Here is a 22802-nt window from a genome sequence, read left to right as displayed (position 1 = left end):
TTAATAATTTTTTTGGAAGCGTTTTATAAATGATTGACATTTTCTCCGTATAGGTATATATTTTATATATATAAAAGTCGTTCAAAAAATAGTTTATAACAGAAGGAGGTTTTTATGAACTACCTAAAACGTGCTTGGCTAAGCGTTACTCGTCGTAAGGTGAAATCCCTTTTACTCTTTGTTATTATTTTCATTTTGGGAAATGTCATTGCTGGCGCTGTTTCCATCCAGCAGGCAACCCAAAATGTAGAACGTAATATAAAGTCTCAAATGGGGGCAACTGCTACTATTCAAACCGATTATGAAAACATGAAGGACTCTGATTGGGAAAAAGTAGAGCCTCTTACAAAGGATGTTGTCACCAAGGTTTCTGAGCTTCCTTATGTGAAGTATTTTGATTATTCTGTTGGGGGGACTTTGGGAGCTAGTGATGGCTTGCAACAGTATATTCCTGAATTTATTGCAAATCAAGATATGGGTGGTGGAGGTTTCCCAGACCCTAAAACCTATGCCTTTACATTGCGTGGCACTCAAACCCCTAAGTTAATTCCTTTAGAAGAAGGATTGATTAGCTTAACATCAGGACGGCAATTTACAAAGGAAGAAATCAGTTCAGGGAAAGCTGTAGTTCTAATCTCAGAGCAATTAGCAGAGCTGAATAACTTAAAAGTTGGGGATACTGCAACCTTTAAAAATTATATTATCAATTATGAAAATAATGAGACGGCTAAGGAAACGGACTATCCTCTAGAAATTGTTGGTATCTTCCGTTCAAACCACTTGCAAGCTAAAAAAGGAAGCAATGATAAGAGTGGCTCTGAGCAAGATGAGTACCAAAAAGCTCATGAGGAGCAAAGCGCTGCGAATACTGTATACGTTCCTAACCAGATAGCTGAAGCTATCGCTTCTGAGAATATGGAAATATTTGCAGAGCAAACTGGTGAGGAAATCTCTACAGCAGTAGGGGATATTGGTCAGCCTGTTTATGTGCTTAAAAATCCTGATGATCTTGAAAAATTTAAGCAGGAAGCTAAAGCTTATTTACCACAATTTTACATTGTTCGTGCCAATTCAGATAATTACGATAGCATTGCAGGACCAGTCAAATCAATGTCTAAATTAGCAGGCTATGTTCTCATGGTGGCAATTGGTGCGACAGTGTTAATCATTACCTTAGTTGTGCTGCTCTTCTTACGCGACCGTAAGCACGAACTTGGTATTTACCTATCATTAGGAGAGAGCCGCGGTAAGGTTGTCTTGCAGACACTTGCTGAAGTCTTTATGATTGCCTTTGTGGCGATTACTTTAGCTGTCTTTACAGGAAATCTGATTGCACAAGCACTGTCAGATACTCTATTACAACATCAGCTAAATCAGACGGACCACTTTGGTGGTGTGATGTTTGGTGGATTGAGTGAGTTAAATACAAATACAACTCTTGATGATGTGGTCAGTCAATATAAGGTCACGTTGTCTGCTGGCTACATGTTATTAATGTATGGTATTGGTCTTGGAACAGTTCTTTTAGCAACGATTGTGCCGATGGCCTATGTGACACGACTTAACCCTAAACGCATTATGATGTGATGACATCAGATACCAAAGAGTGAGACAGAAGTCATGAACTTCCCTTTACTCTTTAATTTCTAAGTTCAGCTTGGCAGTTTATCATCCTTGTATGGGGTCTGCTAACGGGTTGTGTAGTCCTAAGTGGTCCAGTGGACTAGGTGGGCACTTGAAAATGAAGATGTATCCAATGATAGATGTTCACTCACTCACTCACGGTATCAGCGGTCATTGCTGCAAAAATAAAGGCTGGAATATTTTTCCAAGCCTCAGGTTACTGACATAAGGAGTATGCTATGGCAATTTTAGAAGCACAAAATTTATCCTACTTTTATCAAGATGGTGAAAATCGTCGTTACATCTTGAAGGGGACGGATATTGCCTTTGAGAAAGGAAAATTTTACACGATTCTAGGACAATCTGGTTCAGGGAAAACCACACTTTTATCCCTTCTGAGTGCCTTAGAAAGTCCAAAAGAAGGTAAAGTTCTTTACAACGGAAAAGATATTAAAGATATTGGTTATGAGACGTTTCGTCGTAACAATATTGGCATTGTTTTCCAACATTATAATCTTATCCCTTACATGACAGCTGTGGAAAATGTCATGGTACCAATGGCGATTACAGAAAATGACTTACCTGACAATAAGGCGGATGTTGCCTATAATTTGCTAGACTATATTGGGATAGTAAAAAGCAAAGCAGACCGCCAGGTCAATCGTCTTTCAGGTGGGGAACAGCAACGTGTTGCTATTGCACGTTCTTTGGCAACAAATGTGGATGTGATTTTAGCAGATGAGCCGACTGGAAATCTGGATGAAGAGATGGAAGGCGAAATTGTTGAGATTTTCCAAAAATTAGCCCATGAACACGGAAAATGTGTCATCGTGGTAACTCACTCCCAAGAAATTGCAACGTTATCAGATGAGATTTATTATCTAAGGAAAGGAAAACTAAAACCGTATGAGTGATTTTTTGTCAAAGTTTTCTGGTAATCATTACGATGAACTCTTAGAAGAGGATAAAAAACGAAAAATAATCAAAGAAGATCAGTTGAAGTCAGCTGAGAAAGAAATAGAGAAAAGTCCGAGGGCTCCGCTTTCTTTTGAAAAAACACCAGAGCAGCCATTGTCTGAAACGGTGATAAAAAAGGCACCTAAGACAACTTCAGAGGTCTTCTCTAGTATTCCAGAAGTCAAACAAGAAAGAATAGATCAGTTCTTCCATGCTCAAGAAGACGATGACTTGTCAGAGCGACAAACCTATACAAGACAAGAACGAGAAAGTTCTGTAAGTAGGCGTCGTGAGGAGTCTCATGAGGAAACTGAGATTGATCCAGATTATCAGAAAAAGAAAAAACGAAAAGTCATTCTGATTGGAGCAAGTGTCATTGCTTGTTTAGCGCTTGGGTTATTTCTCTTTTATCAATTGACCCATGTTACAGTCCCTAATTTTGTCGGAAAAACGGTGACAGAAGCGCGTGAGTGGGGAAATGAGAATGGTGTAGAGATTGATTTGACTCAAGAACATAGCATCAAGTTTGAGGAAAATGTTATCGTGTCTCAGAAGATTAAAAAGGGACAAAAGGTAGCCAAAGGTAGTAAATTGGCAGTTGTTGGTTCCTTGGGAGCTGACCCTGAAGAAGTATTGCCTCTACCAGATTTTTCTCGGATGACTTATGTCGATGCACAAAAGTGGATTGACGACAACAAAGCTAAAAATCTTAAACTCACCCAAGTTTATAGCGACATCACAGCTAAAGGAAAATTCATTAAACTAGAAATTGCTAATTCTATCCCTGCAAGTGATTACACGCGTGGCGATAAGGCGACATTGACCTACTCTCGTGGTAAAGAGGTACTTGAAGCCAATATCGAAGTTCCAGATTTTGTTGGAAAAAACAAGACGGATGTGGATTCTTGGGCTAAGACCAATAGTATTGAAGTGACCTATGAAGAAAAAGCTAGTGCAAGCCTTGCTGTCGGTACTGTTATGGGACAATCAGTTGCTGCTAATCAAAAAGTGGCTAAGAAATCAAAAATGACAGTACAGGTTTCAGCAGGTAAGGGAATCATGGTGCCAGACTTTTCTACCTTAACAATGACGCAAGCGTCGTCTGTTGCAGGCTTGACTGTTATTGTACGTCAGGTGTATGGAGATGCTCCGTACGGTGCTTTAATTTCTCAATCAAAAGCAGCTGGGACAGAGTTGACCGAAAAAGACGATAAGAATGTTGAAGTAGTCTATTCAGCAGGAGCGCCTTACATTCGTGATTTATCAGGAAAAAATGAAGGAGAGCTCCAACAATATTTCTATGATGAATTTCGTTCGAAAGGTGCCGAAATCTACTTTACAAGCTACTATGTGGATTCGAGCCAACCAAAAGGAACAGTTGTTGCACAAAGTGTTAAAGAAACATGGTTACCTTTGACTTACACAGTTGAAGTTGGTATCAGTAATGGCGCACATTTTTCAGGCACCATTGTTCCACCAGCCAATAACACTCCTGATACAACAACCAGCTCACAAGGTTCAGCTGTCGCACCATAATACTCATCCAAAATCAAAATTAGCAGTTTAAGTCAAATCAAGAACCAATAAATGGCTTGATTTATCAGAGCTTCTTTCACCATGGTGGTATTCTTATTAGTGAAACTGTCCAGTGGACAGTTTTAGCCCAAGCTCAGAAATAAAAGAGTGAGGGTAAATGGCTTGATAAGAACGGATTTTTGGGAGAACTACAAAATTGAAAGTCAATTTCGTAGTAGTTCCCCCGCAAGGATGATTAGGTTGGACGCTGTCGAGTAGTCGACAAGTACAGCCAATCATCTACTGCGATAGAGATAAGCTCAAATCTAGCAATGAAACTCCGTAGGAGGTTGGGACACTGACTCCGTCAACTCTATTTCCCACCTCCAAAGGTCTCCCAGACCTTTGGAGCGTCCGCACTTTTAAGAAAGAAGCAAAAAAGTAATTTTTGATTTTTGTTAAGTATAAATAAACGATACAGATAACAATCCAATAAAAAAGCATAAAATCAGTGTGAAGCCATTGAGTCAGGACTATTCACAGTTTGATTTTATGCTTTTTATTATTTTTCAGATTTGTAATGATTATTGAGCAATTCGAACGATGATTTCTGTTAACTCTTCTGGACTTTCTTGACCACCTGAGACAATCCATTCATGTAGTAAGGACTCAATAGAAGCGATATAGGATGCTTTAGCATAGTTGAGTGGCACTGCCAATTTTTCTACGATATAAGTGTCAAAGTCAGGGATATTGTCTAAGATATAGCCAATGAAATCTCGCATGACTGGCGAAAAGTTAACATAAGAGATAGTAGCTAGCACACGTAAAAATGCAATGTCTTGCTGGATGTACTGGAGTGTTTCACAGATGATTTCCTTACTGAAGGATAGATTTTCCTGGGTGATTAGCCTATACAAATTAGAGAGTTTCTCTTCTCTGATTTTCTCCATCATGTCATATTTATCTTTATAGTGGAGATAGAAGGTGCCTCGGTTAATCTTAGCAGTTTTACAAATTTCTGTAACAGAGATTTGTTCAAGGTGTTTTTGGGTTAGTAGCTCTGAAAGAGCTCGCTTAATATGGTTCTTAGTTTCTGTATGACGGGTTTGTTTAGGCATCGTAATTTTTAATTCCTTTTCCATAATAAACTCTTAATTATCATTATGCCAATCAGTGCATAGAAAGGCATACGAATTTCAAATCAACGCTATGTATAATTTTGTGATAAAATTAGTATATATAAAGTAAGAGAATGTGTCAAGATAAGTGCACTGGTGAGGAGAGAAAGATGTCTTATATTGAGGTGCAGGGAGTTTCTAAGTATTATCATATGGGGGACACGGTAATTCCTGCTAATAACAATGTTAGTTTTGAGATTGAAAAAGGAGAGTTGGTTATTATTCTAGGATCTTCTGGAGCAGGAAAATCGACTTTGCTCAATATCTTAGGTGGGATGGACACTAATGATGAAGGCCATATTTTTATTGATGGTACTGACATTTCTCAATTCAATTCCCATCAAAGGACAAATTATCGTAGAGATGATGTAGGCTTTGTTTTTCAGTTTTATAATCTAGTAGCTAATCTAACGGCGAAAGAAAATGTGGAACTAGCTTCAGAAATTGTGAGGGATGCTATGGATCCTGTGGCAATTTTGACAGAAGTTGGCTTGGCTCATCGTTTGGATAATTTTCCAGCCCAGCTTTCAGGAGGTGAACAACAGCGAGTGTCCATTGCGCGTGCGGTAGCTAAAAAACCTAAACTTCTGCTCTGCGATGAACCAACAGGTGCCCTAGATTATGAGACAGGTAAACAAGTTTTGAAAATTTTACAAGATATGTCTAGATATCAAGGAGCTACTGTCATTATTGTAACCCATAATGCAGCCTTGGCACCTATTGCAGATAGAGTTATCCATATGCGTGATGCAACAGTCAAGTCAATTAAGGTGAATGATTATCCACAGGATATTGCTACTTTGGAATATTAGGAGGCATTGTTAGTGAGTATGAGAACTTACTGGAAAGATATTGGTCAATCTTTTTCTAGCTCCAAAGGAAGGCTCTTTTCGATTTTCTCTTTGATGGGAATTGGTGCACTTGCCTTGGTTGCGCTAAAGGTGACAACACCTAATATGAGGCGGACCGCTCAAGAATTTATTGATGAGACTAATCTGATGGATTTGTCAGTTATGGCGGACTATGGGTTAGATCGTGAAGATGTTAAGGAATTATCATCTCTACCCAAGGCGAACGTAGAATTTGGTTACCTAACAGATGTCACGATAGCTGATAGCCATGATGCGGTCAGGATATTTTCACAAACTAAGAGCATTTCGCAATACCAATTGGTAGCTGGTCGTTTTCCTAAAAGAAACGGAGAAATCGCTCTGGCTGAGAAGATGTCTGAGACTTATCAGTTAGGTGATACGATTACTTTTAAACTGTTAGAAGATGGGATTTTGACAGATACTAGATTTAAAGTTGTTGTTTTTGTTAATTCAGCTGAGATTTGGGACAATGATGCCATGGGGCAGACCAAGTCTGGGACTGGAGAGTTGACGGGGTATGGGATTGTTCCGGAGACAACTTTTGATTCAGATGTTTATATGATTGCTCGTATTTCTTATCAAGATATGGATCAGTTGACCTATTATCAGGACATTTATGAGCAAAGACTAGCCAAGTATCGTGAGGAATTGAAACATTTATTGGCGGATAATGGCAAACAGCGTCTAACGACGCTTCAAGCGTCCGCGCAAGCTGATATTATTAAAGGTTACGATGATATTCATAACTCCGAAAAGACATTAACTGACGCAGCGCAGGCCATTTCTGACGGTAAAAATAAAATTGCAGATGGGCAGAAGCAAATTGACAGCGCACAAGAAGAGTTGACCTCTGGTCAAGAAGGGTTAGCTGGTGCTGTTGAGCGTCTTGCTGATGCAAAAGCTGAATTGGATGCTAATGCTGATAAATTAGCGCAATCAAAGGTAGAACTCGATAATGCTAAGAAAGCGCTGGATACTACCAAGCTCCAGTTAGATAAGGCTCAGGAAGAGTTGTCACGTGCTAAAGCTACTTTGGATAGCAACAAGGCGCAACTAGAGGCGAGTGAGCAAGCTATTGCTAGTGGTGAGCAGGTGCTTCAAAAGGCACAAGAAGAGATTTATGCTAAAACAGATGCTTTAGTTGCTGCTGGCATTGATCCTATGACTGTTGACGAGATTAGCTTGGCGCAAGAAGAATTGGCTAAAAAAGAAGTAGAATTAGAGAAAGCAAGGGTTACCTTTAGGGACGGGCAAGCGCAATACGAAACGGGGCTTTCTACTTATGAAAGTAATCTAGAAGCCTATCAGTCAGGTCTCTCTCAGTATGAATCTGGTGTTAATGACTATCATAAGGGAATGTCTGATTATGAGGCAGGATTGAAAGTCTATCAAGTTGGTTTAGAAGATTATCAAACTGGTCAAGCAACTTACCAAGCTAATGCTGAGAAACTAGAAGCTGCTCAACAAGAAATTTCAGCTCAGCAGGAAAACTTAAATCAGGCGAGGTCTGAACTGGATAAGTCTGAGAAAGCCTATCAAAGTCAAAAATTAGAAGCAGATCAAAAACTCACCACAGCTAGAAATGATTTGGAAGAAGCTAAGGAAGAAGTGGCAAGTTTGAAAGAGCCAGCCTATACCGTTTACACTCGGAAAACTCTTCCAGGAGGAGAGGGATATGCGACCTATTCTATGGGAGCTGATTCGATTTCAGCTGTTGGAGATATTTTTCCTGTGGTCCTCTACGGTGTCGCGGCTATGGTCACTTTGACGACGATGACACGCTTTGTTGATGAGGAGCGACAAAAGGCTGGGATTTTTAAGGCATTGGGGTATTCTGATGGTCAGATTATTGCTAAATTTGTCATTTATGGATTGGTATCGAGTTTACTTGGGACTCTGGTGGGTATTGTTATAGGACATTTCCTATTGTCTCCTGTTATTGGGAATATTTTAACAGAGGGAACGGTGATTGGCAGTAGTAGGACATATTTTTACCCAAGTTGGACCTTGCTAGCCATCGGACTTGCCCTTCTTTCGGCGGTTGTTCCAACTTACTTGGTTGCTAGACGTGAGCTTGGGGAAAAGGCTGCGCAATTGTTGCAAGCTAAGCCCCCAGTCTCAGGTTCGAAGATTTTACTAGAAAAACTCCCTTTTATCTGGCGACGTCTCAGTTTTACCCATAAAGTAACAGCTAGAAATATTTTTAGATACAAACAGCGGATGTTGATGACCATCTTTGGAGTGGCAGGCTCGGTTGCTCTGCTATTTGCTGGATTGGGCATCCAGTCATCTATTTCAGGCGTTGCTGATACACAGTTCGGAGAGATTATTCACTACGATATGATTGTTGCCTCAAAAAGACAAAAGGATAAAAAAGTGATTGAAGAGACCCTGAAAACTTCTCGGATACAGAGGTCTCAAGCCATTTATTTTGAAACGTTGTCCGAGAAGATTAAAGGAAGTGATGATGATCTTGCAATCAATCTTATCGTAACTGACAGCCCTGCTTTTTCAAAAGACATCAGTCTTCGTGAAAGAGATTCAGGTAATGTTCTTTCCTTGGGACAAAGCGGAGCGATTATCACCGAAAAACTGGCAAAACTATATGGTATTTCTAAGGGAGATAGCCTAACGCTTACGCTTTCTGACCAAGAAGTGACAGTGGTCGTGTCTGGTATCACAGAAATGTATGTCGGTCAGTATCTCTATATGACCGCAGATTATTATGAGAGTGTCACTGGAAAAACCTATGAGTCTAATAGTTACCTCGTCTCCTTAAAGAATAAATCGGTGAAAAACATCAATAATGTTGCAGCTGATTTTCTGGCAATGAAAGAGATTGCCGCCGTGGCACAAAATACAGCGCTCAGAAAGACCCTACATACCGTAGCAGATTCATTACAGTCTGTGATGATTATATTGATCACCCTATCTGTATTGCTTGGTGTGGTTATTCTATATAATCTGACGAATATCAATGTAGCAGAGCGCATTCGAGAACTATCTACCATCAAAGTATTAGGTTTCCACAACCGTGAGGTTACTCTTTATATCTACCGAGAGACAATTGTTTTATCTATCATAGGTATTGCGATGGGACTTGTCAGTGGACGCATACTCCACCAAGTTATCTTGGATATGATTGGTTCAAATCAGATTATGTTCCAACCTAAAGTTGCTTATTATGTTTATCTGATACCTGTTATTGCTATTATCGGTATCTTGGGGATTTTGGGCTGGTTTGTCAATCACAAGCTTAGAAAAGTAGACATGTTAGAAGCACTAAAGAGTGTAGAATAGTGAAAACCTCTTGTCAAAAACTTTTGACAAGGGTTTTTCATACTTAGTCAAGAAAATTTGATAGAATAAGAAAGAGAAATGCTAGATATAGTGTTTTAGCTTTAAAATAGTAAACTCGTTTAAGATAAAATGTCTCAGTCACAATGAATTCCTCTTCAATATATGGTTGCTTTATAATATTTTATTGCTGGTATTTTCTGCAATCATTACGAGCGACGAAGTCGCCACAACTAGCACTTTCCGCAGTGGTGATAACACTAAAACTAATAAGTTTTAGTGTGAAGGGGTTGGCAAGAACTAGGCTTGCCAAGAAGGAATGGAACTCTGTAGGAGGTCGCTTCCGCCCCACACCACATTAGGAGAAGTGCTAACAAAAATACTAAATAAAAACTAATTGACTTTAATACAGATGACCAAGGAGGGCTAGTCTGTGTAAGAAAAAGATAGAAAGGAGAATTTATGGAAGTCGGTCAACAGATTAAAAAACAGCGTCAGCAATTACAACTTTCTCAAGAGGAATTAGCTGAAAAATTTTATGTGAGTAGGCAGACGATATCCAATTGGGAAACTGAAAAATCTTATCCAGATTTACAATCTCTGATATTACTGAGTCAGTGTTTTAAGCTTACCTTGGATCAATTGATAAAAGGAGACCTAGAAACGATGAAACAAGTGATTAAAGATACGGACATTCAGGATATGGATAAGGCAACACGCTATATGATAGGGTGTATGATTGCTCTTTTACTTTTAGTATTCCCTGTCTTTTACTGCCTAGGCTGGTGGGGATTGTTGATTTATTTACCTCTCTCGGGGCTAGAAGTTCATTTTGCTAATCGCATTGAGAAAATTAAGAAGGATAATCAGGTTCAAACCTATCGACAAATTGTGGCTTTTAGCCAAGGAGAAACTCTGAGTGAGACAGAAACCATTGCCGAAAATGCAAAATATCCTTATCAGAAACCTCTGATTGTTTTAATTTTTACTGGCATTTTCGCTATTTTGGCAATGCTTGTATCACTGATTTATGTCTGGCTTTTACCATAACTAAAACACGCCTTCAAGCGAGGGCGTGTTTTTTAGAATCTTACATTTCATCTGGTGCTTCAACACCGAGGAGGCGAAGAGCTTCTTTGAGGACAGTTGCTGTTGCGTAGCTGAGGGCTAGGCGGCTGTCACGTTCTGGGCTTTCGTCAAGAATGCGTGTGTGTGCGTAATATTTGTTAAAGGCTTGCGCTAAATTGATAGCAAATTTAGCAACAATTGATGGTTCAAAATTATCTGAGGCACGGTTGATAACTTGTGGGAAAGATTGAATGAGTTTAATAATCTCCCAACTTTCAACATCGTTTAAACTGTAGGTTGCGTCAGCTTTTGCCACAAAGTCAGCTTTGCGTAAGATTGACTGGATACGAGCATGCGCGTATTGCACATAAGGGCCGGTCTCACCTTCGAAGGAAACCATAGCCTCAAGGTCAAAGTCATAACCATTCATGCGGTCTGTTTTAAGGTCATAGAATTTGATTGCTCCGACACCGACAGCATGTGCAACGGCTTCTTTATTAGCTAAGTTTGGATTTTTAGCGTCAATTTGAGCTTTAGCACGGCTAACTGCTTCAGCAACAGTTGGCTCAAGCAGGATGACATTTCCTTTACGCGTTGATAGTTTTTTACCTTCTTTAGTAACTAAACCAAATGGTACGTGCGTCATATCATCAGACCACTCATAGCCCATTTCTTTAAGAACAGCTTTTAATTGTTTGAAGTGAGCCGCTTGTTCGTTACCAACAACGTAGATAGACTTAGCAAAATCGTAAGTACGTTTACGGTAAAGGGCTGCTGCCAAGTCACGGGTAATGTAGAGTGTTGCACCATCAGATTTTTTAATCAAGGCTGGGTGCTCAATGCCATATTTTTCAAGATTTACGACTTGAGCGCCTTGAGATTCTTCGAGGAGCCCTTTTTCAGTTAGAAGGTCAACAATCTCGTCCATCTTGTCATTGTAGAAGGCTTCACCGTTATAACTATCAAAGGAAACATTCAACTCAGTATAAAGACGGTTAAACTCTACCAAGCTCTCATCACGGAACCACTGCCATAGAGAAGTGGCTTCTTCATCACCAGCTTCTAATTTACGGAACCACTCACGTGCTTCATCATCAACCGTCGAATCTGATTCAGCTTCAGCGTTGATGCGGACATAGAGTTTGAGAAGCTCGTTAATCGGATTAGCTTCGACAGCTTCTTTGTCTCCCCATTTTTTATAGGCAACAATAAGCATACCAAACTGTTTCCCCCAGTCACCCAAGTGGTTGATACGAACTGGTTTGTAGCCTTGTTTTTCAACGATATTGGCCAAAGCATCCGCGATAACCGTTGAACGTAAGTGACCGATTGAGAATGGTTTTGCGATGTTTGGGCTTGACATATCAAAGGCGATATTGCGACCTTGTCCAATTTCTTGGTCAGCATAGTGAGAACCTGCTGAGATTACCTGAGATAATACTTGAGCAGAAATTTGCCCCTTGTCTAAGAAGAAATTGATGTAAGGGCCTACGGCTTCAACTTTTTCAAAGTTAGTAGCATCAATCTTTTCGACAATCTCGCTAGCAATCATATGAGGTGCTTTGCGCCAGCTTTTTGCCAAAGAAAAGGCAGGGAAAGCGAGATCTCCCATAGTTGCATTTTTAGGTTTTTCAAGGAGATTTAAGATAGTCTCCAATTCAAGCTCAGGAACAGCTTTTGCAATCTCAGTTGCAATCATTAATTTTGTGTCCATAATCTCTCCAATATAAAATAATCATTGTCTCTATTTTACCATAAAAGGTGCTAGGTTAGAAAAAATGTCACGTAAAAATACTTTGAAAACGACTACAACACCATTTAAAAGGACGAAAATTTATTAATTCATTAGAAAATTGATTTTTTAGCCAAATTTCAAGTTCAAGTTAGGCAGTCTGTAAAAACTCTATAGGAGATTTATAATTGAATAGTTTCTTTGGATAGTTGTTAATCCAGTTTTCAATAAATGCGACTTGTTGTTGAGTCGCATTTTTGCTTCCCTTAGGCAACCAACGCCGGATGAGTCTATTATGATTCTCATTAGTACCACGCTCCCAAGAAGAATACGGGTGGGCATAGTAGATATGAGCAGGGTCAAAAACTTCTGCTAAACGACTGAACTCAGCCCCGTTATCAGCTGTGATAGAGTTCATTTGATAATCCTTGAGGATTGCTTTCAGAGCTTGATTGACTGAAGACGCGGACTTATCGGGAATGAGTCGAATGATTTGATAACGATTCTTTCTATCGGTTAGGGTCAACAGACACTCGTTTTTTGCCCGTGTTTGAATAACCGTATCAATTTCAAAATCACCGATATTCTCACGCTTATTAATGCTTTCTGGTCGTTCCTCAATAGACTTTCCAGCTGGCTTAAAATTGGGACTAGCATGCTTTTTCTTAGCTTTCTCTTGTCGAGGATAAAGCATATCAGCCTTGGTCAATCCTAAGTGTCCATGATGAATCCAGTAGTAAATGGTGGAGATGGGAACAGGTATTTCTTTTGACTTTACCATCATCTCGGGAGAATATTTCTGTTCGATGTAGTGAGTTATCTTTTCTTTGAGTCCCTTGGTTAGGGAGAGCTGTTTAACAGAACGTTTACGATTGTTTTGATAGGCTTTTTGAGCGAAATCAGCTGAGTAGATCACTTCAAATTTTCCTTTACGCACTTGTTGTCTAACCTGACCACGTTTGACTTCGTTGTGAATGGTTTGAGGAGCTTTAGCTAATCTCCTAGCGATTTCACGATTTGAGAGCCCTTCTTGAAGCCAACGTTCAATCATTCTACGTTCAGTTAGTGTCAAATGTTTACTTTTTGGTGTATAATAGTTTTGCATCTCAGAATCTTTCTAATTGTTGTTGTGGTGATTACAATTATATCTCTCTGAGATGTTTTTTGATACCCTTAGGTGGCTAACTTCATTTTAGAACTTTCCAAATTGATTTTTTAGAAATATTTTTAAGGATAAAAGTATTTTTGGTTTGTATATTTTCATTGTATTTGATATAATTTTAGAGATTGAAATGAAAAATGACAAAGAAAATGTGATGGTAAATAAAAGCAGAGAAAGGATTGTTCAGTCAGAAGTAAAACTGAACAGGCTAAAATGTTAGGAAAATAAGTAGTTTTAAAGATAGAGGACTGACTGGTTACTTATTTCTTATCAATTTTAGTGGGTAACACATGGTTAATAAAAAGAGTAGACATGAGTTGATTAAAACAATTATCTCAGAGCGTCATGTTGGCACACAGGAAGAGATAAAAGTAATACTTGAAGAGTATGGCATTTCTGTGACACAAGCAACACTTTCTCGTGATTTACGAGAGCTTGGTCTCTTAAAACTGCGCGATGAAAATGGCAAACTTTACTATAGCTTATCTGAAGCGGCTAGTTTACACTTTAGTCAAGCGGCTAGGTCTTATATCCGTCGAGTGGCGCGTGCGGGCTTTATGCTTGTTTTTCACACAGAGCTAGGTGAGGCGGATGTTTTAGCGAACATCATTGATAAAGATGCGAATGACAATATTTTAGGGACAGTTGCTGGAGCAGATACGCTTTTGGTTGTCTGCAAGGATGAGGTCATTGCAAGTGAGTATGAAAAAGACTTGCTCACTAGTCTTTAATAAAGCAATACTCTTGGGAAAGGAGTGTTTGGTTAGCGACCCTAACTAAACAAGGGAAAAGGCAGAGCAACAGAGCTGATTTTTCGGTAGTTGATTGACACACGATGATCAAAGCTCACTACTGAAATGGCTAATTTATGCTCTGTAGCCCCTTTTATAATAATATTATGGCAAATGAAAAAATTTCGCCAGGCATGCAACAGTATTTGGATATTAAAGCACAATATCCAGATGCTTTTTTACTTTTTCGCATGGGCGATTTCTACGAACTGTTTTACGAGGATGCGGTAAAAGCTGCGCAGATTTTAGAGATTGGGTTAACGAGTCGTAATAAAAATGCAGACAATCCCATTCCTATGGCGGGTGTTCCCCATCATTCGGCACAGACTTATATTGATGTGCTAGTGGATTTGGGACACAAGGTTGCTATTGCGGAGCAGATGGAAGATCCTAAGACTGCAGTCGGTGTGGTGAAACGTGAAGTTGTCCAGGTGATTACTCCAGGGACAGCTGTTGATTCTACAAAACCAGATAGTGGCAATAATTTTCTTGTTGCTGTTGACCGTAACGGACAGGACTTTGCCCTGTCTTATATGGATGTCTCAACCGGTGAGTTTTTTGTGACTAACTTATCTGATTTTTCGAGTGTCTGCAGTGAAGTGCAGAACCTTAAGGCGCGTGAAGTGGTTATCGGCTATCAGTTGTCTGAAGAAGATGAGCACGTTTTAGCCAAGCAGATGAACATCTTGCTGTCTCAGGAGTTAGAGGTTTACAGCGATGGTCATTTAATTGACAATACGTTGACAGATTTGGAAAAAGCTGCCGCTGGAAAATTATTGCAATACATTCATCGCACTCAAATGAGAGAATTATCTCACTTGCAAAAGGTGGTTCATTATGAAGTTAAGGATTACCTTCAAATGAGTTATGCAACGAAGTCAAGTTTAGATTTACTTGAAAATGCAAGGACGACTAAAAAGCATGGCAGTCTTTACTGGTTGTTAGATGAAACTAAAACAGCCATGGGCATGCGCTTGTTACGCAACTGGATTGACAGACCTTTAGTTTCCTTGGAGCGCATTTTAGAGCGTCAGGAAATCATATCTGTCTTTTTAGAGCAATTCATTGAGCGTAGTGATTTATCGGATAGTCTTAAAGGTGTTTATGATATTGAACGGCTAGCAAGCCGAGTGTCATTTGGTAAGGCAAATCCTAAAGATTTGTTACAGTTAGGACAAACCTTAGCTCAGGTACCTTATATCAAAGCGATTTTAGAATCATTTGGACATCAAGCAGTTGACAAACTTGTCAATCAAATTGACACCTTACCTGAACTCGAAAATCTTATTCGCTCAGCTATTGACCCAGATGCCCCAGCGACGGTTTCTGAGGGAAATATCATCCGAACAGGCTTTGACGAAACCTTAGACAAATATCGTAAAGTCATGAAAGAGGGAACCACTTGGATTGCTGATATTGAGGCACGAGAACGTGCTGCGACAGGAATCAATAACCTCAAAATTGATTACAACCGAAAAGATGGTTACTATTTCCACGTGACCAACTCTAACCTGTCTTTAGTCCCAGATTATTTTTTCCGTAAGGCAACTCTTAAAAATTCAGAGCGTTTTGGAACGGCAGAATTAGCAAAAATTGAAGGTGAAATGCTTGAGGCGCGCGAGCAATCTGCAACGCTAGAATACGATATCTTTATGCGCATTCGTGCACAGGTTGAGCGCTACATTGATCGTTTACAGGGATTGGCTAAAGCAATCGCAACGGTTGATGTTCTGCAAAGTTTGGCGGTGGTTTCAGAGATTAATCACTATGTGCGCCCAGCATTTAATGATAATCAAACGATTGCTATTGAAAAAGGTCGCCATGCGGTTGTCGAAAAAGTTATGGGAGTTCAAGTTTACATTCCCAATAGTATCCATTTTGATAGTCAGACAACCATGCAGCTGATTACTGGTCCTAATATGTCTGGTAAATCAACCTACATGAGACAGTTAGCTTTGACAGTCATTATGGCTCAAATGGGGTCATATGTTCCAGCAGAGTCTGTTTCCTTACCCGTTTTTGATGCTATTTTTACAAGAATTGGAGCGGCGGATGATTTGATTTCTGGTCAATCTACCTTTATGGTGGAAATGATGGAAGCTAATCATGCCATTCAAAGAGCGACACAACATTCTTTGATTTTGTTTGATGAGTTGGGACGCGGTACGGCCACCTACGATGGAATGGCATTGGCTCAGTCAATCATTGAGTACATTCATGACAAAGTTGGAGCTAAGACGATGTTTGCTACTCATTATCATGAGTTGACAGATCTGTCAACATCCTTGACAAAGCTTGTCAACGTTCATGTGGCGACCTTGGAGAAAGACGGGGAAGTGACTTTCCTTCATAAAATTGCAGAGGGCCCTGCGGATAAGTCATATGGTATTCATGTCGCTAAAATTGCAGGTCTGCCAGAGTCCTTATTAAATCGTGCAGATAATATTTTGACCAACCTAGAGTCAAGTGCAGCGCAATTACATACGGTAGATAAGCAAGCGCATCAAGAGATAGAGAGTTCTCAGGTAGAACAGCTCAGCCTTTTCTCAGAGAATGAAAACTCAGCACTGATTGAAAAATTAAAGACGATTGATGTCATGAATTTGACACCAATGGAAGCTATGAATGCTTTATATGAGTTGAAAAAATTACTGTAGTTATCTGCTACGTGAATGGTTCTTGTGACCTTAAAAATAGAATAGACGAAGAGAGGTAGGTTCTGTTGAGCCTACCTCTGTTTTCTTATGGTATAATAAAAGACAAGTAAAGCGAGGATAATTATGACTAAAATTATTGAATTACCTGAAGTTTTGGCAAACCAAATTGCTGCTGGTGAAGTGGTTGAGCGCCCGGCAAGTGTGGTAAAGGAATTAGTTGAGAATGCTATCGATGCAGGAAGCAGTCAAATAACGATTGAAATTGAAGAATCTGGTCTTAAAAAAATTCAAATTACCGATAATGGTGAGGGAATGAGCTCAAGTGATGTTGAACTTGCTCTAAGCCGCCATGCCACTAGTAAGATAAAGACACAGGCAGATCTTTTTCGTATCAGAACGCTTGGATTTCGTGGTGAGGCCATGCCATCTATTGCTTCAATCAGTCATATGACTATTGTTACCGCTACGGAGGGTGAAGAGCACGGGACAATCTTAGTTTCAAATGGCGGTAAAATTGAAAGTATTGAGCCGATTGCCACTCCTATTGGAACAAAAATTACGGTGGAAAGTCTCTTTTTCAATACTCCAGCTCGTCTCAAATACATGAAAACCCTGCAGTCGGAATTGGCCCATATCGTTGATGTGGTCAATCGCTTGAGTTTGGCACACCCAGAGGTGGCTTTTACCCTTATTGCAGATGGACGTGATCTAACTAAAACTTCTGGAACGGGTGATTTACGTCAAGCTATTGCTGGTATTTATGGATTAAATACAGCTAAAAAGATGGTTGAGATTTCAGCTTCAGACCTTGATTTTGAAGTGTCTGGCTATGTCTCTTTACCTGAGTTGACAAGGGCCAATCGTAATTATATTACCCTTCTCATTAACGGTCGTTACATTAAAAACTTTTTGCTCAATCGAGCAATTTTAGATGGCTATGGTTCTAAACTGATGGTCGGTCGTTTTCCTCTAGCTGTGATTGATATTCAAATTGATCCCTATCTTGCAGATGTCAATGTCCATCCAACCAAGCAGGAAGTTCGTATTTCTAAAGAAAAAGAACTGATGCAGCTAATTAGCTCTGCTATTGCTGATAGTTTAAGAGCACAGGATTTAATTCCAGAATGCTTTGGAAAATTTAGCTAAATCTAGCGTCAGAAAAGTTGAGAAACCAGTACAGACCAGTCTTCCACTAAAATCAACAAATCTTTATTATGATACTGAGAAGCAAGACTTCTTTGTGAAGCCTGAGACGACGCTCGTTGAAGAATTACCAGTTTCTAGGGACAAAGCAGAGCTGAAAGAAGTTGACACAGTTGTCAATGTATCGTCAAGTGTTAAAGTTGCTGAACGCCAGTACATTCAAGAAGATGATGAACATGACAGTCTTGATTTTAAAAATAAGACAAAGCTGAATCGTCTTCTAGAAAATTTAGAAAATGAAGAACAGTCAACTTTCCCCGAGTTAGATTACTTTGGGCAAATGCACGGCACTTATCTTTTTGCTCAAGGAAAAGGCGGACTCTATATTATTGACCAGCATGCGGCTCAGGAGCGTGTCAAATATGAATACTATCGTGATAAAATTGGAGACGTTGACAGTTCTTTACAGCAGCTACTAGTGCCTTATTTGTTTGAATTTTCAACTTCTGACTTTTTAAGTTTACAAGAAAAAATGCCAATGTTAAATGAAGTTGGGATTAACTTAGAACCTTACGGTGAGAATACCTTTATCTTGCGTGAGCATCCGATTTGGATGAAAGAAGAAGAGATTGAAAGTGGTGTCTACGAGATGTGTGACATGCTACTTTTAACCAATGAAGTTTCTATCAAGAAGTACCGTGCAGAGCTTGCTATCATGATGAGCTGTAAACGTAGTATCAAGGCTAATCATACCTTAGATGATTATTCGGCTCGTAATTTGCTAGTACAGTTATCACAAACGAAAAATCCCTATAACTGTCCACACGGCAGACCAGTTCTTGTCAACTTTACAAAGGCTGACATGGAAAAAATGTTCCGCCGTATTCAAGAAAATCACACCAGTTTGAGAGAATTAGGGAAGTATTAGTAAAAACGATAAAATGAAGACCGTATTCTCTTGCTTAGAAGACCAAGGTTACCTAATGACCTTGGTTTTTATGTTATAATAGGTAAGATTATTGATAGGGAGAGTATGAATAATGGTAAAACGTTTAATGATTGTTTTCGTGTTTTTCGTGATTGTGACAGGACTTTTTATTATTTATAAAAATAACTTTTCTGGTGGTACTTATGACTGGTACGATGGGATTGGAATCTCTGCTTTAGCGACCTTTTTCTATTGGGTTTTAGAGAGTGTGTTGGAGAGAAAGAAACGCTCTTAGTAGAGATTAAGGAGATTGTGAAGTGAAGGAATTTTTTAGTTTACCTAAGCAGTTGCAGTGGCGTTTGGAGTTGAGTTTTCTATCTGTGGTTTTAGGCTCTGCTATTTTCCCTTTTATGTCTATGTACTATGTGGAGTATTTTGGTGCTTTTATCACGGGAATGTTGGTCATCATTACACAGGTTTTCAGCTTTGTTGCTATCCTCTATGGAGGGCATTTATCGGATTCTATTGGACGAAAAAAAGTAGCAGATATCGGAAATTTTGGTGTTGTACTTGGCTATATTTTAACCATGCTTGCCAATATTCCTGGACGGGTGATGCCACTTTTGACCTTTGTTGGGATTTTCATTGTTGAAATCATGTCAAATTTTAATCACCCTGCTTATGATGCCATGATTATTGACCTAACAGATGAGAAAAACCGTCGTTACGTTTACACCATCAATTATTGGTTAATCAATGTTGCGGTGATGTTTGGAGCAGGAATTGCTGGTGCCTTTTACGATCATCATTTCTTCGAGCTGCTCATTGCCATGACAGGAATTGCCTTATTTACCTTTATGGTGATGTACTTTAAATTTGCCGAAACTAGACCGGTTAATCTAGTTTTTAACCACGGTAAGGGGATTCTATCAACCTTTGCCAATTACGGTGATGTGGTCAAGGACAAGATTTTCATGATTTACACAGCGGGAACAATTCTCTTTGCTAGTGTTTGGGCTCAGATTGACAATTACATTGCCGTTCATTACAAGACTATCTATCAGCCAAGCACCTTATTGGGTTTTGAGGTGACTGGGGCAAAATTGCTGAGCATCACAGTCTTAATCAATACCATCATGATTGTCCTCTTTATGACGACTGCCAATCGGCTGACGCGACAAATGAAATTGATACCGCAACTGGTCTTGGGCTCTGCTATTTTTGCAAGCGGGCTCTTTGCAGCCTTTACCTTTAAGACTTTGGTACCAATCCTTCTGTCAGCTGTTGTTTATACCATCGGTGAAATGATTAATGTTCCCGCCAGCCAGGTCTTACGTGCTCAGATGATGGACGACAATAAAATTGGGTCTTATTCAGGTTTTATTTCCATCGCCCAACCGCTGGGGATTGTCCTTGCAGGAGGTATGGTATCTTTGAGTGGTCTGACAGGTGTTTTAGGTGTCCAAATTGTCTTTGTTACTGTCGCAACTACAGGGGTGTTTCTCATTGTAAAAGCAGCGCAGATGCATGAGAAGGAGGTATCAAAATGAACCATTTATATGCCGTTGAAACGAAAGAGCAATTAGAAATTTATCAACAGTTTGTGAAACGATATGATAATCTTTTACAAGACTATGTCGCTTATTTAAGTAATAATTTTCAAGTCGACGAATTGCCAGAAGTGATTTTATGGTCTGATAAAATAATAGCTACCAAATATATTCGTGATATCGCTGTTCCTGCCTACACGAATGATGTCCGCATGGTTATGACACCTGAGCTGTCTGTTTGGCAAGAACTCTATGAAAAACAACTAGATGATTATGAAGCTACTGAGCAAATAACCACTTTACGTCAGCATTATCAAAATATCTCTGAGAATTACCTGCTACAAATCGTAGGTCATGAATTAGCACACTGGAGTGAACTCTTCTTAGATGATTTTGATGATGATCTAGAGCAGGATATCTGGTTTGAAGAGGGCATGGTTGAGTACATCAGCCGTCGTTATTTTTTGACGGAAACAGAGTTTGAGGCTGAAAAATCGGTAAATCAAGAGTTGGTAGCTTTATATCAAGAAAAATATGGTTGGCACTCTCTGTCAGAGTTTGGACAGAAAACCTATGAAGGAAGTTATGCTGCCATTTTTTATGAATATTGGCGCAGCTTTTTAGCCATAGACCAGTTAGTTGAAAAACTAGGAACTGTTCAAGCTATTTTTGCTAGTTATCATGACTGGTCAGAAAGCAAAGCGAAGCAATCGCTTTTGGAATGGTTTGGTATAGAGAGTTAAAGATAGGATTTGAGTGGTTATTAAATCAGAATAGAAAAAGGAGTTAGAGATGTACGATTACATCAAAGGAATATTAACGAAAATTACAGCTAAATATATTGTGGTGGAAACCGCAGGTCTGGGTTATATCATCAACGTTGCCAATCCTTACAGCTTTTCAGATAAGGTTGGTACCGAGGGTCAGATTTACCTTCACCAAGTTATCCGTGAGGATGCCCATCTGCTTTTTGGCTTTCACAACGAAGATGAAAAAGAGGTTTTCCTCAAGCTGATTTCGGTGTCAGGCATTGGTCCGACGACTGCGCTAGCTATTGTTGCCGTCGATGATAATGCAGGACTGGTTGCTGCGATTGACAATAGCGACATTAAGTACCTGATGAAATTCCCTAAGATTGGGAAAAAAACAGCCCAACAAATGGTGCTGGACTTGGCAGGTAAATTTGTCGAAGCGCCTGTTGACAATAGCAAAGCTACTAAGACCGTTCAGGCAGGAAATCCAGCCTTGGATGAGGCTATGGAAGCCCTCTTAGCCCTCGGCTACAAAGCAGCAGAGCTTAAGAAAATCAAAGCCTTCTTTGAAGGAACAACTGACACGGCAGAGAATTATATTAAATCAGCACTGAAGATGTTGATGAAATAAGATATGAGAGCGTCACAAACCCAGTGAAAATAGGAGTTCAGTTAAGTAAAATACAGAGCTGTTAAAAATACCAAATACCAAGGAGAACAAATGACTAAACGTTGTGGTTGGGTCAAACTGACCAATCCCTTATACATTGATTATCATGATAAGGAGTGGGGAAAGCCTCTCCATGATGAGCAAGCACTTTTTGAATTACTATGTCTAGAGTCTTATCAGGCTGGACTGTCTTGGGAGACAGTGCTAAATAAACGCGCGGCCTTTCGCAAAGCATTCCATGATTATGAGATAGAAAAAGTTGCACAGATGACTGATAGTGACCTTGACAGTCTGCTTGACAATCCTGACATCATTCGCCATAAGGCAAAGCTCTACGCCACAAGGGCTAATGCGCAAGCTTTTCTTAACGTTCAAAAAGCATTTGGAACCTTTGATAAGTACCTCTGGTCTTGGGTGGACTTTACACCTCTTGTCAATAAGGTTGACAATTATCAAAATACTCCTGCTAAGACAGAACTCTCAGAAAGTCTCTCTAAAGACTTGAAAAAACGAGGGTTTAAGTTTGTTGGACCTGTTTGTGTCTATTCCTATCTCCAGGCAGCAGGACTTGTCAATGATCATGAGGAAACCTGTGACTTCAAATAAACCAAAAAGAGAGTGGGACAAAAATCGTTAAATCGTCAAAAAATGACGATTTCGATTTTCCTCACTCTCTGGTTTCTTAGCTCAGGCTGAAACTGTCCACTGGACAGTTTCACTCCCACATCCGCACAGCTCCAAAAGTCTGGGAGACCTTTGGAGGTTGGAAATAAGATGAACGAAGTTCATCACATTCGTATAGGATGGTCGCTAACGATTGCGTAGCAAGGGTTTAGGACTTCCAATCAACTACTGCGTCAATCTGTTAATACCATTAAGAATAGAAGGTTGAGATATTTATGTC

The 22802-nt window shown here is 39.6% G+C and carries 16 protein-coding genes and 1 pseudogene; 14 read left to right on the top strand and 3 right to left on the bottom strand.

Annotation, left to right across the window (positions count from 1 at the left end):
* Positions 1-114: 114 nt before the first annotated feature.
* The 3 genes from AB6M99_RS10765 (at position 115) to AB6M99_RS10755 (ending at position 4116) form a co-directional block, all read left to right on the top strand.
* Positions 115-1587: an ABC transporter permease gene (locus AB6M99_RS10765; protein WP_121836266.1), complete on the top strand. Its 1473-nt coding sequence runs from the start codon at positions 115-117 to the stop codon at positions 1585-1587.
* A gap of 275 nt (positions 1588-1862) precedes the next feature.
* Positions 1863-2537 carry an ABC transporter ATP-binding protein gene (locus tag AB6M99_RS10760; protein WP_121836265.1) on the top strand — a complete coding sequence of 225 codons (675 nt, stop codon included), beginning with the start codon at positions 1863-1865 and terminating at the stop codon, positions 2535-2537.
* Positions 2530-4116: a PASTA domain-containing protein gene (locus AB6M99_RS10755; protein ID WP_121836264.1), complete on the top strand. Its 1587-nt coding sequence runs from the start codon at positions 2530-2532 to the stop codon at positions 4114-4116. Before AB6M99_RS10760 ends, AB6M99_RS10755 begins: the two co-directional genes overlap by 8 nt.
* Before the next feature lie 563 nt (positions 4117-4679).
* Here AB6M99_RS10755 and AB6M99_RS10750 read toward each other — a convergent pair.
* Positions 4680-5240, bottom strand: coding sequence for a TetR/AcrR family transcriptional regulator (locus AB6M99_RS10750; RefSeq protein ID WP_245962722.1), 561 nt, complete (start codon positions 5238-5240; stop codon positions 4680-4682).
* 146 nt (positions 5241-5386) lie between these two features.
* Between AB6M99_RS10750 and AB6M99_RS10745 the strand changes: the two genes are divergently transcribed.
* The 3 genes from AB6M99_RS10745 to AB6M99_RS10735 all read left to right on the top strand — a co-directional run bounded on the left by AB6M99_RS10745 (position 5387) and on the right by AB6M99_RS10735 (position 10495).
* Positions 5387-6088 carry an ABC transporter ATP-binding protein gene (locus tag AB6M99_RS10745; protein WP_121836263.1) on the top strand — a complete coding sequence of 234 codons (702 nt, stop codon included), beginning with the start codon at positions 5387-5389 and terminating at the stop codon, positions 6086-6088.
* A gap of 18 nt (positions 6089-6106) precedes the next feature.
* Positions 6107-9448: an FtsX-like permease family protein gene (locus tag AB6M99_RS10740; RefSeq protein ID WP_369351237.1), complete on the top strand. Its 3342-nt coding sequence runs from the start codon at positions 6107-6109 to the stop codon at positions 9446-9448.
* Between the two features lie 459 nt (positions 9449-9907).
* On the top strand, positions 9908-10495 hold the full coding sequence (locus AB6M99_RS10735; RefSeq protein ID WP_121836261.1) for a helix-turn-helix domain-containing protein: 588 nt from the start codon (positions 9908-9910) through the stop codon (positions 10493-10495).
* Between the two features lie 40 nt (positions 10496-10535).
* Here the strand turns inward: AB6M99_RS10735 and argS are convergent, their stop codons facing one another.
* Together argS and AB6M99_RS10725 are read right to left on the bottom strand one after the other, a co-directional pair.
* On the bottom strand, positions 10536-12227 hold the full coding sequence (gene argS / locus AB6M99_RS10730; RefSeq protein WP_121836260.1) for an arginine--tRNA ligase: 1692 nt from the start codon (positions 12225-12227) through the stop codon (positions 10536-10538).
* A gap of 169 nt (positions 12228-12396) precedes the next feature.
* Positions 12397-13350: an IS30 family transposase gene (locus AB6M99_RS10725; RefSeq protein ID WP_369350781.1), complete on the bottom strand. Its 954-nt coding sequence runs from the start codon at positions 13348-13350 to the stop codon at positions 12397-12399.
* Between the two features lie 347 nt (positions 13351-13697).
* Between AB6M99_RS10725 and argR the strand changes: the two genes are divergently transcribed.
* The 8 genes and pseudogenes from argR to AB6M99_RS10685 all read left to right on the top strand — a co-directional run bounded on the left by argR (position 13698) and on the right by AB6M99_RS10685 (position 22504).
* Positions 13698-14138: an arginine repressor gene (argR, locus tag AB6M99_RS10720; protein WP_121836258.1), complete on the top strand. Its 441-nt coding sequence runs from the start codon at positions 13698-13700 to the stop codon at positions 14136-14138.
* A gap of 167 nt (positions 14139-14305) precedes the next feature.
* Complete coding sequence (gene mutS / locus AB6M99_RS10715) at positions 14306-16855, top strand: DNA mismatch repair protein MutS (RefSeq protein ID WP_121836259.1); 2550 nt, start codon at positions 14306-14308, stop codon at positions 16853-16855.
* Positions 16856-16978: 123 nt separating this feature from the next.
* A pseudogene (gene mutL, locus AB6M99_RS10710) lies at positions 16979-18926 on the top strand (DNA mismatch repair endonuclease MutL).
* A 112-nt stretch (positions 18927-19038) separates the two neighbouring features.
* Positions 19039-19221 carry a hypothetical protein gene (locus tag AB6M99_RS10705; RefSeq protein ID WP_121836256.1) on the top strand — a complete coding sequence of 61 codons (183 nt, stop codon included), beginning with the start codon at positions 19039-19041 and terminating at the stop codon, positions 19219-19221.
* Positions 19222-19243: 22 nt separating this feature from the next.
* Positions 19244-20476 carry an MFS transporter gene (locus AB6M99_RS10700; RefSeq protein ID WP_369350776.1) on the top strand — a complete coding sequence of 411 codons (1233 nt, stop codon included), beginning with the start codon at positions 19244-19246 and terminating at the stop codon, positions 20474-20476.
* Positions 20473-21219: an elongation factor Tu gene (locus AB6M99_RS10695; protein WP_369350774.1), complete on the top strand. Its 747-nt coding sequence runs from the start codon at positions 20473-20475 to the stop codon at positions 21217-21219. Before AB6M99_RS10700 ends, AB6M99_RS10695 begins: the two co-directional genes overlap by 4 nt.
* A gap of 49 nt (positions 21220-21268) precedes the next feature.
* Complete coding sequence (gene ruvA, locus AB6M99_RS10690; RefSeq protein ID WP_369350772.1) at positions 21269-21859, top strand: Holliday junction branch migration protein RuvA; 591 nt, start codon at positions 21269-21271, stop codon at positions 21857-21859.
* Between the two features lie 90 nt (positions 21860-21949).
* Complete coding sequence (locus AB6M99_RS10685) at positions 21950-22504, top strand: DNA-3-methyladenine glycosylase I (protein WP_121836253.1); 555 nt, start codon at positions 21950-21952, stop codon at positions 22502-22504.
* Positions 22505-22802 lie beyond the last annotated feature (298 nt).

The organism is Streptococcus hillyeri (assembly GCF_041081565.1).
In the GTDB taxonomy this organism is placed as follows: Bacteria; Bacillota; Bacilli; order Lactobacillales; family Streptococcaceae; genus Streptococcus; species Streptococcus hillyeri.
The sequence above is the reverse complement of the archived record's forward strand: the minus strand, read 5'-3'. Positions and strand labels throughout refer to the sequence as shown.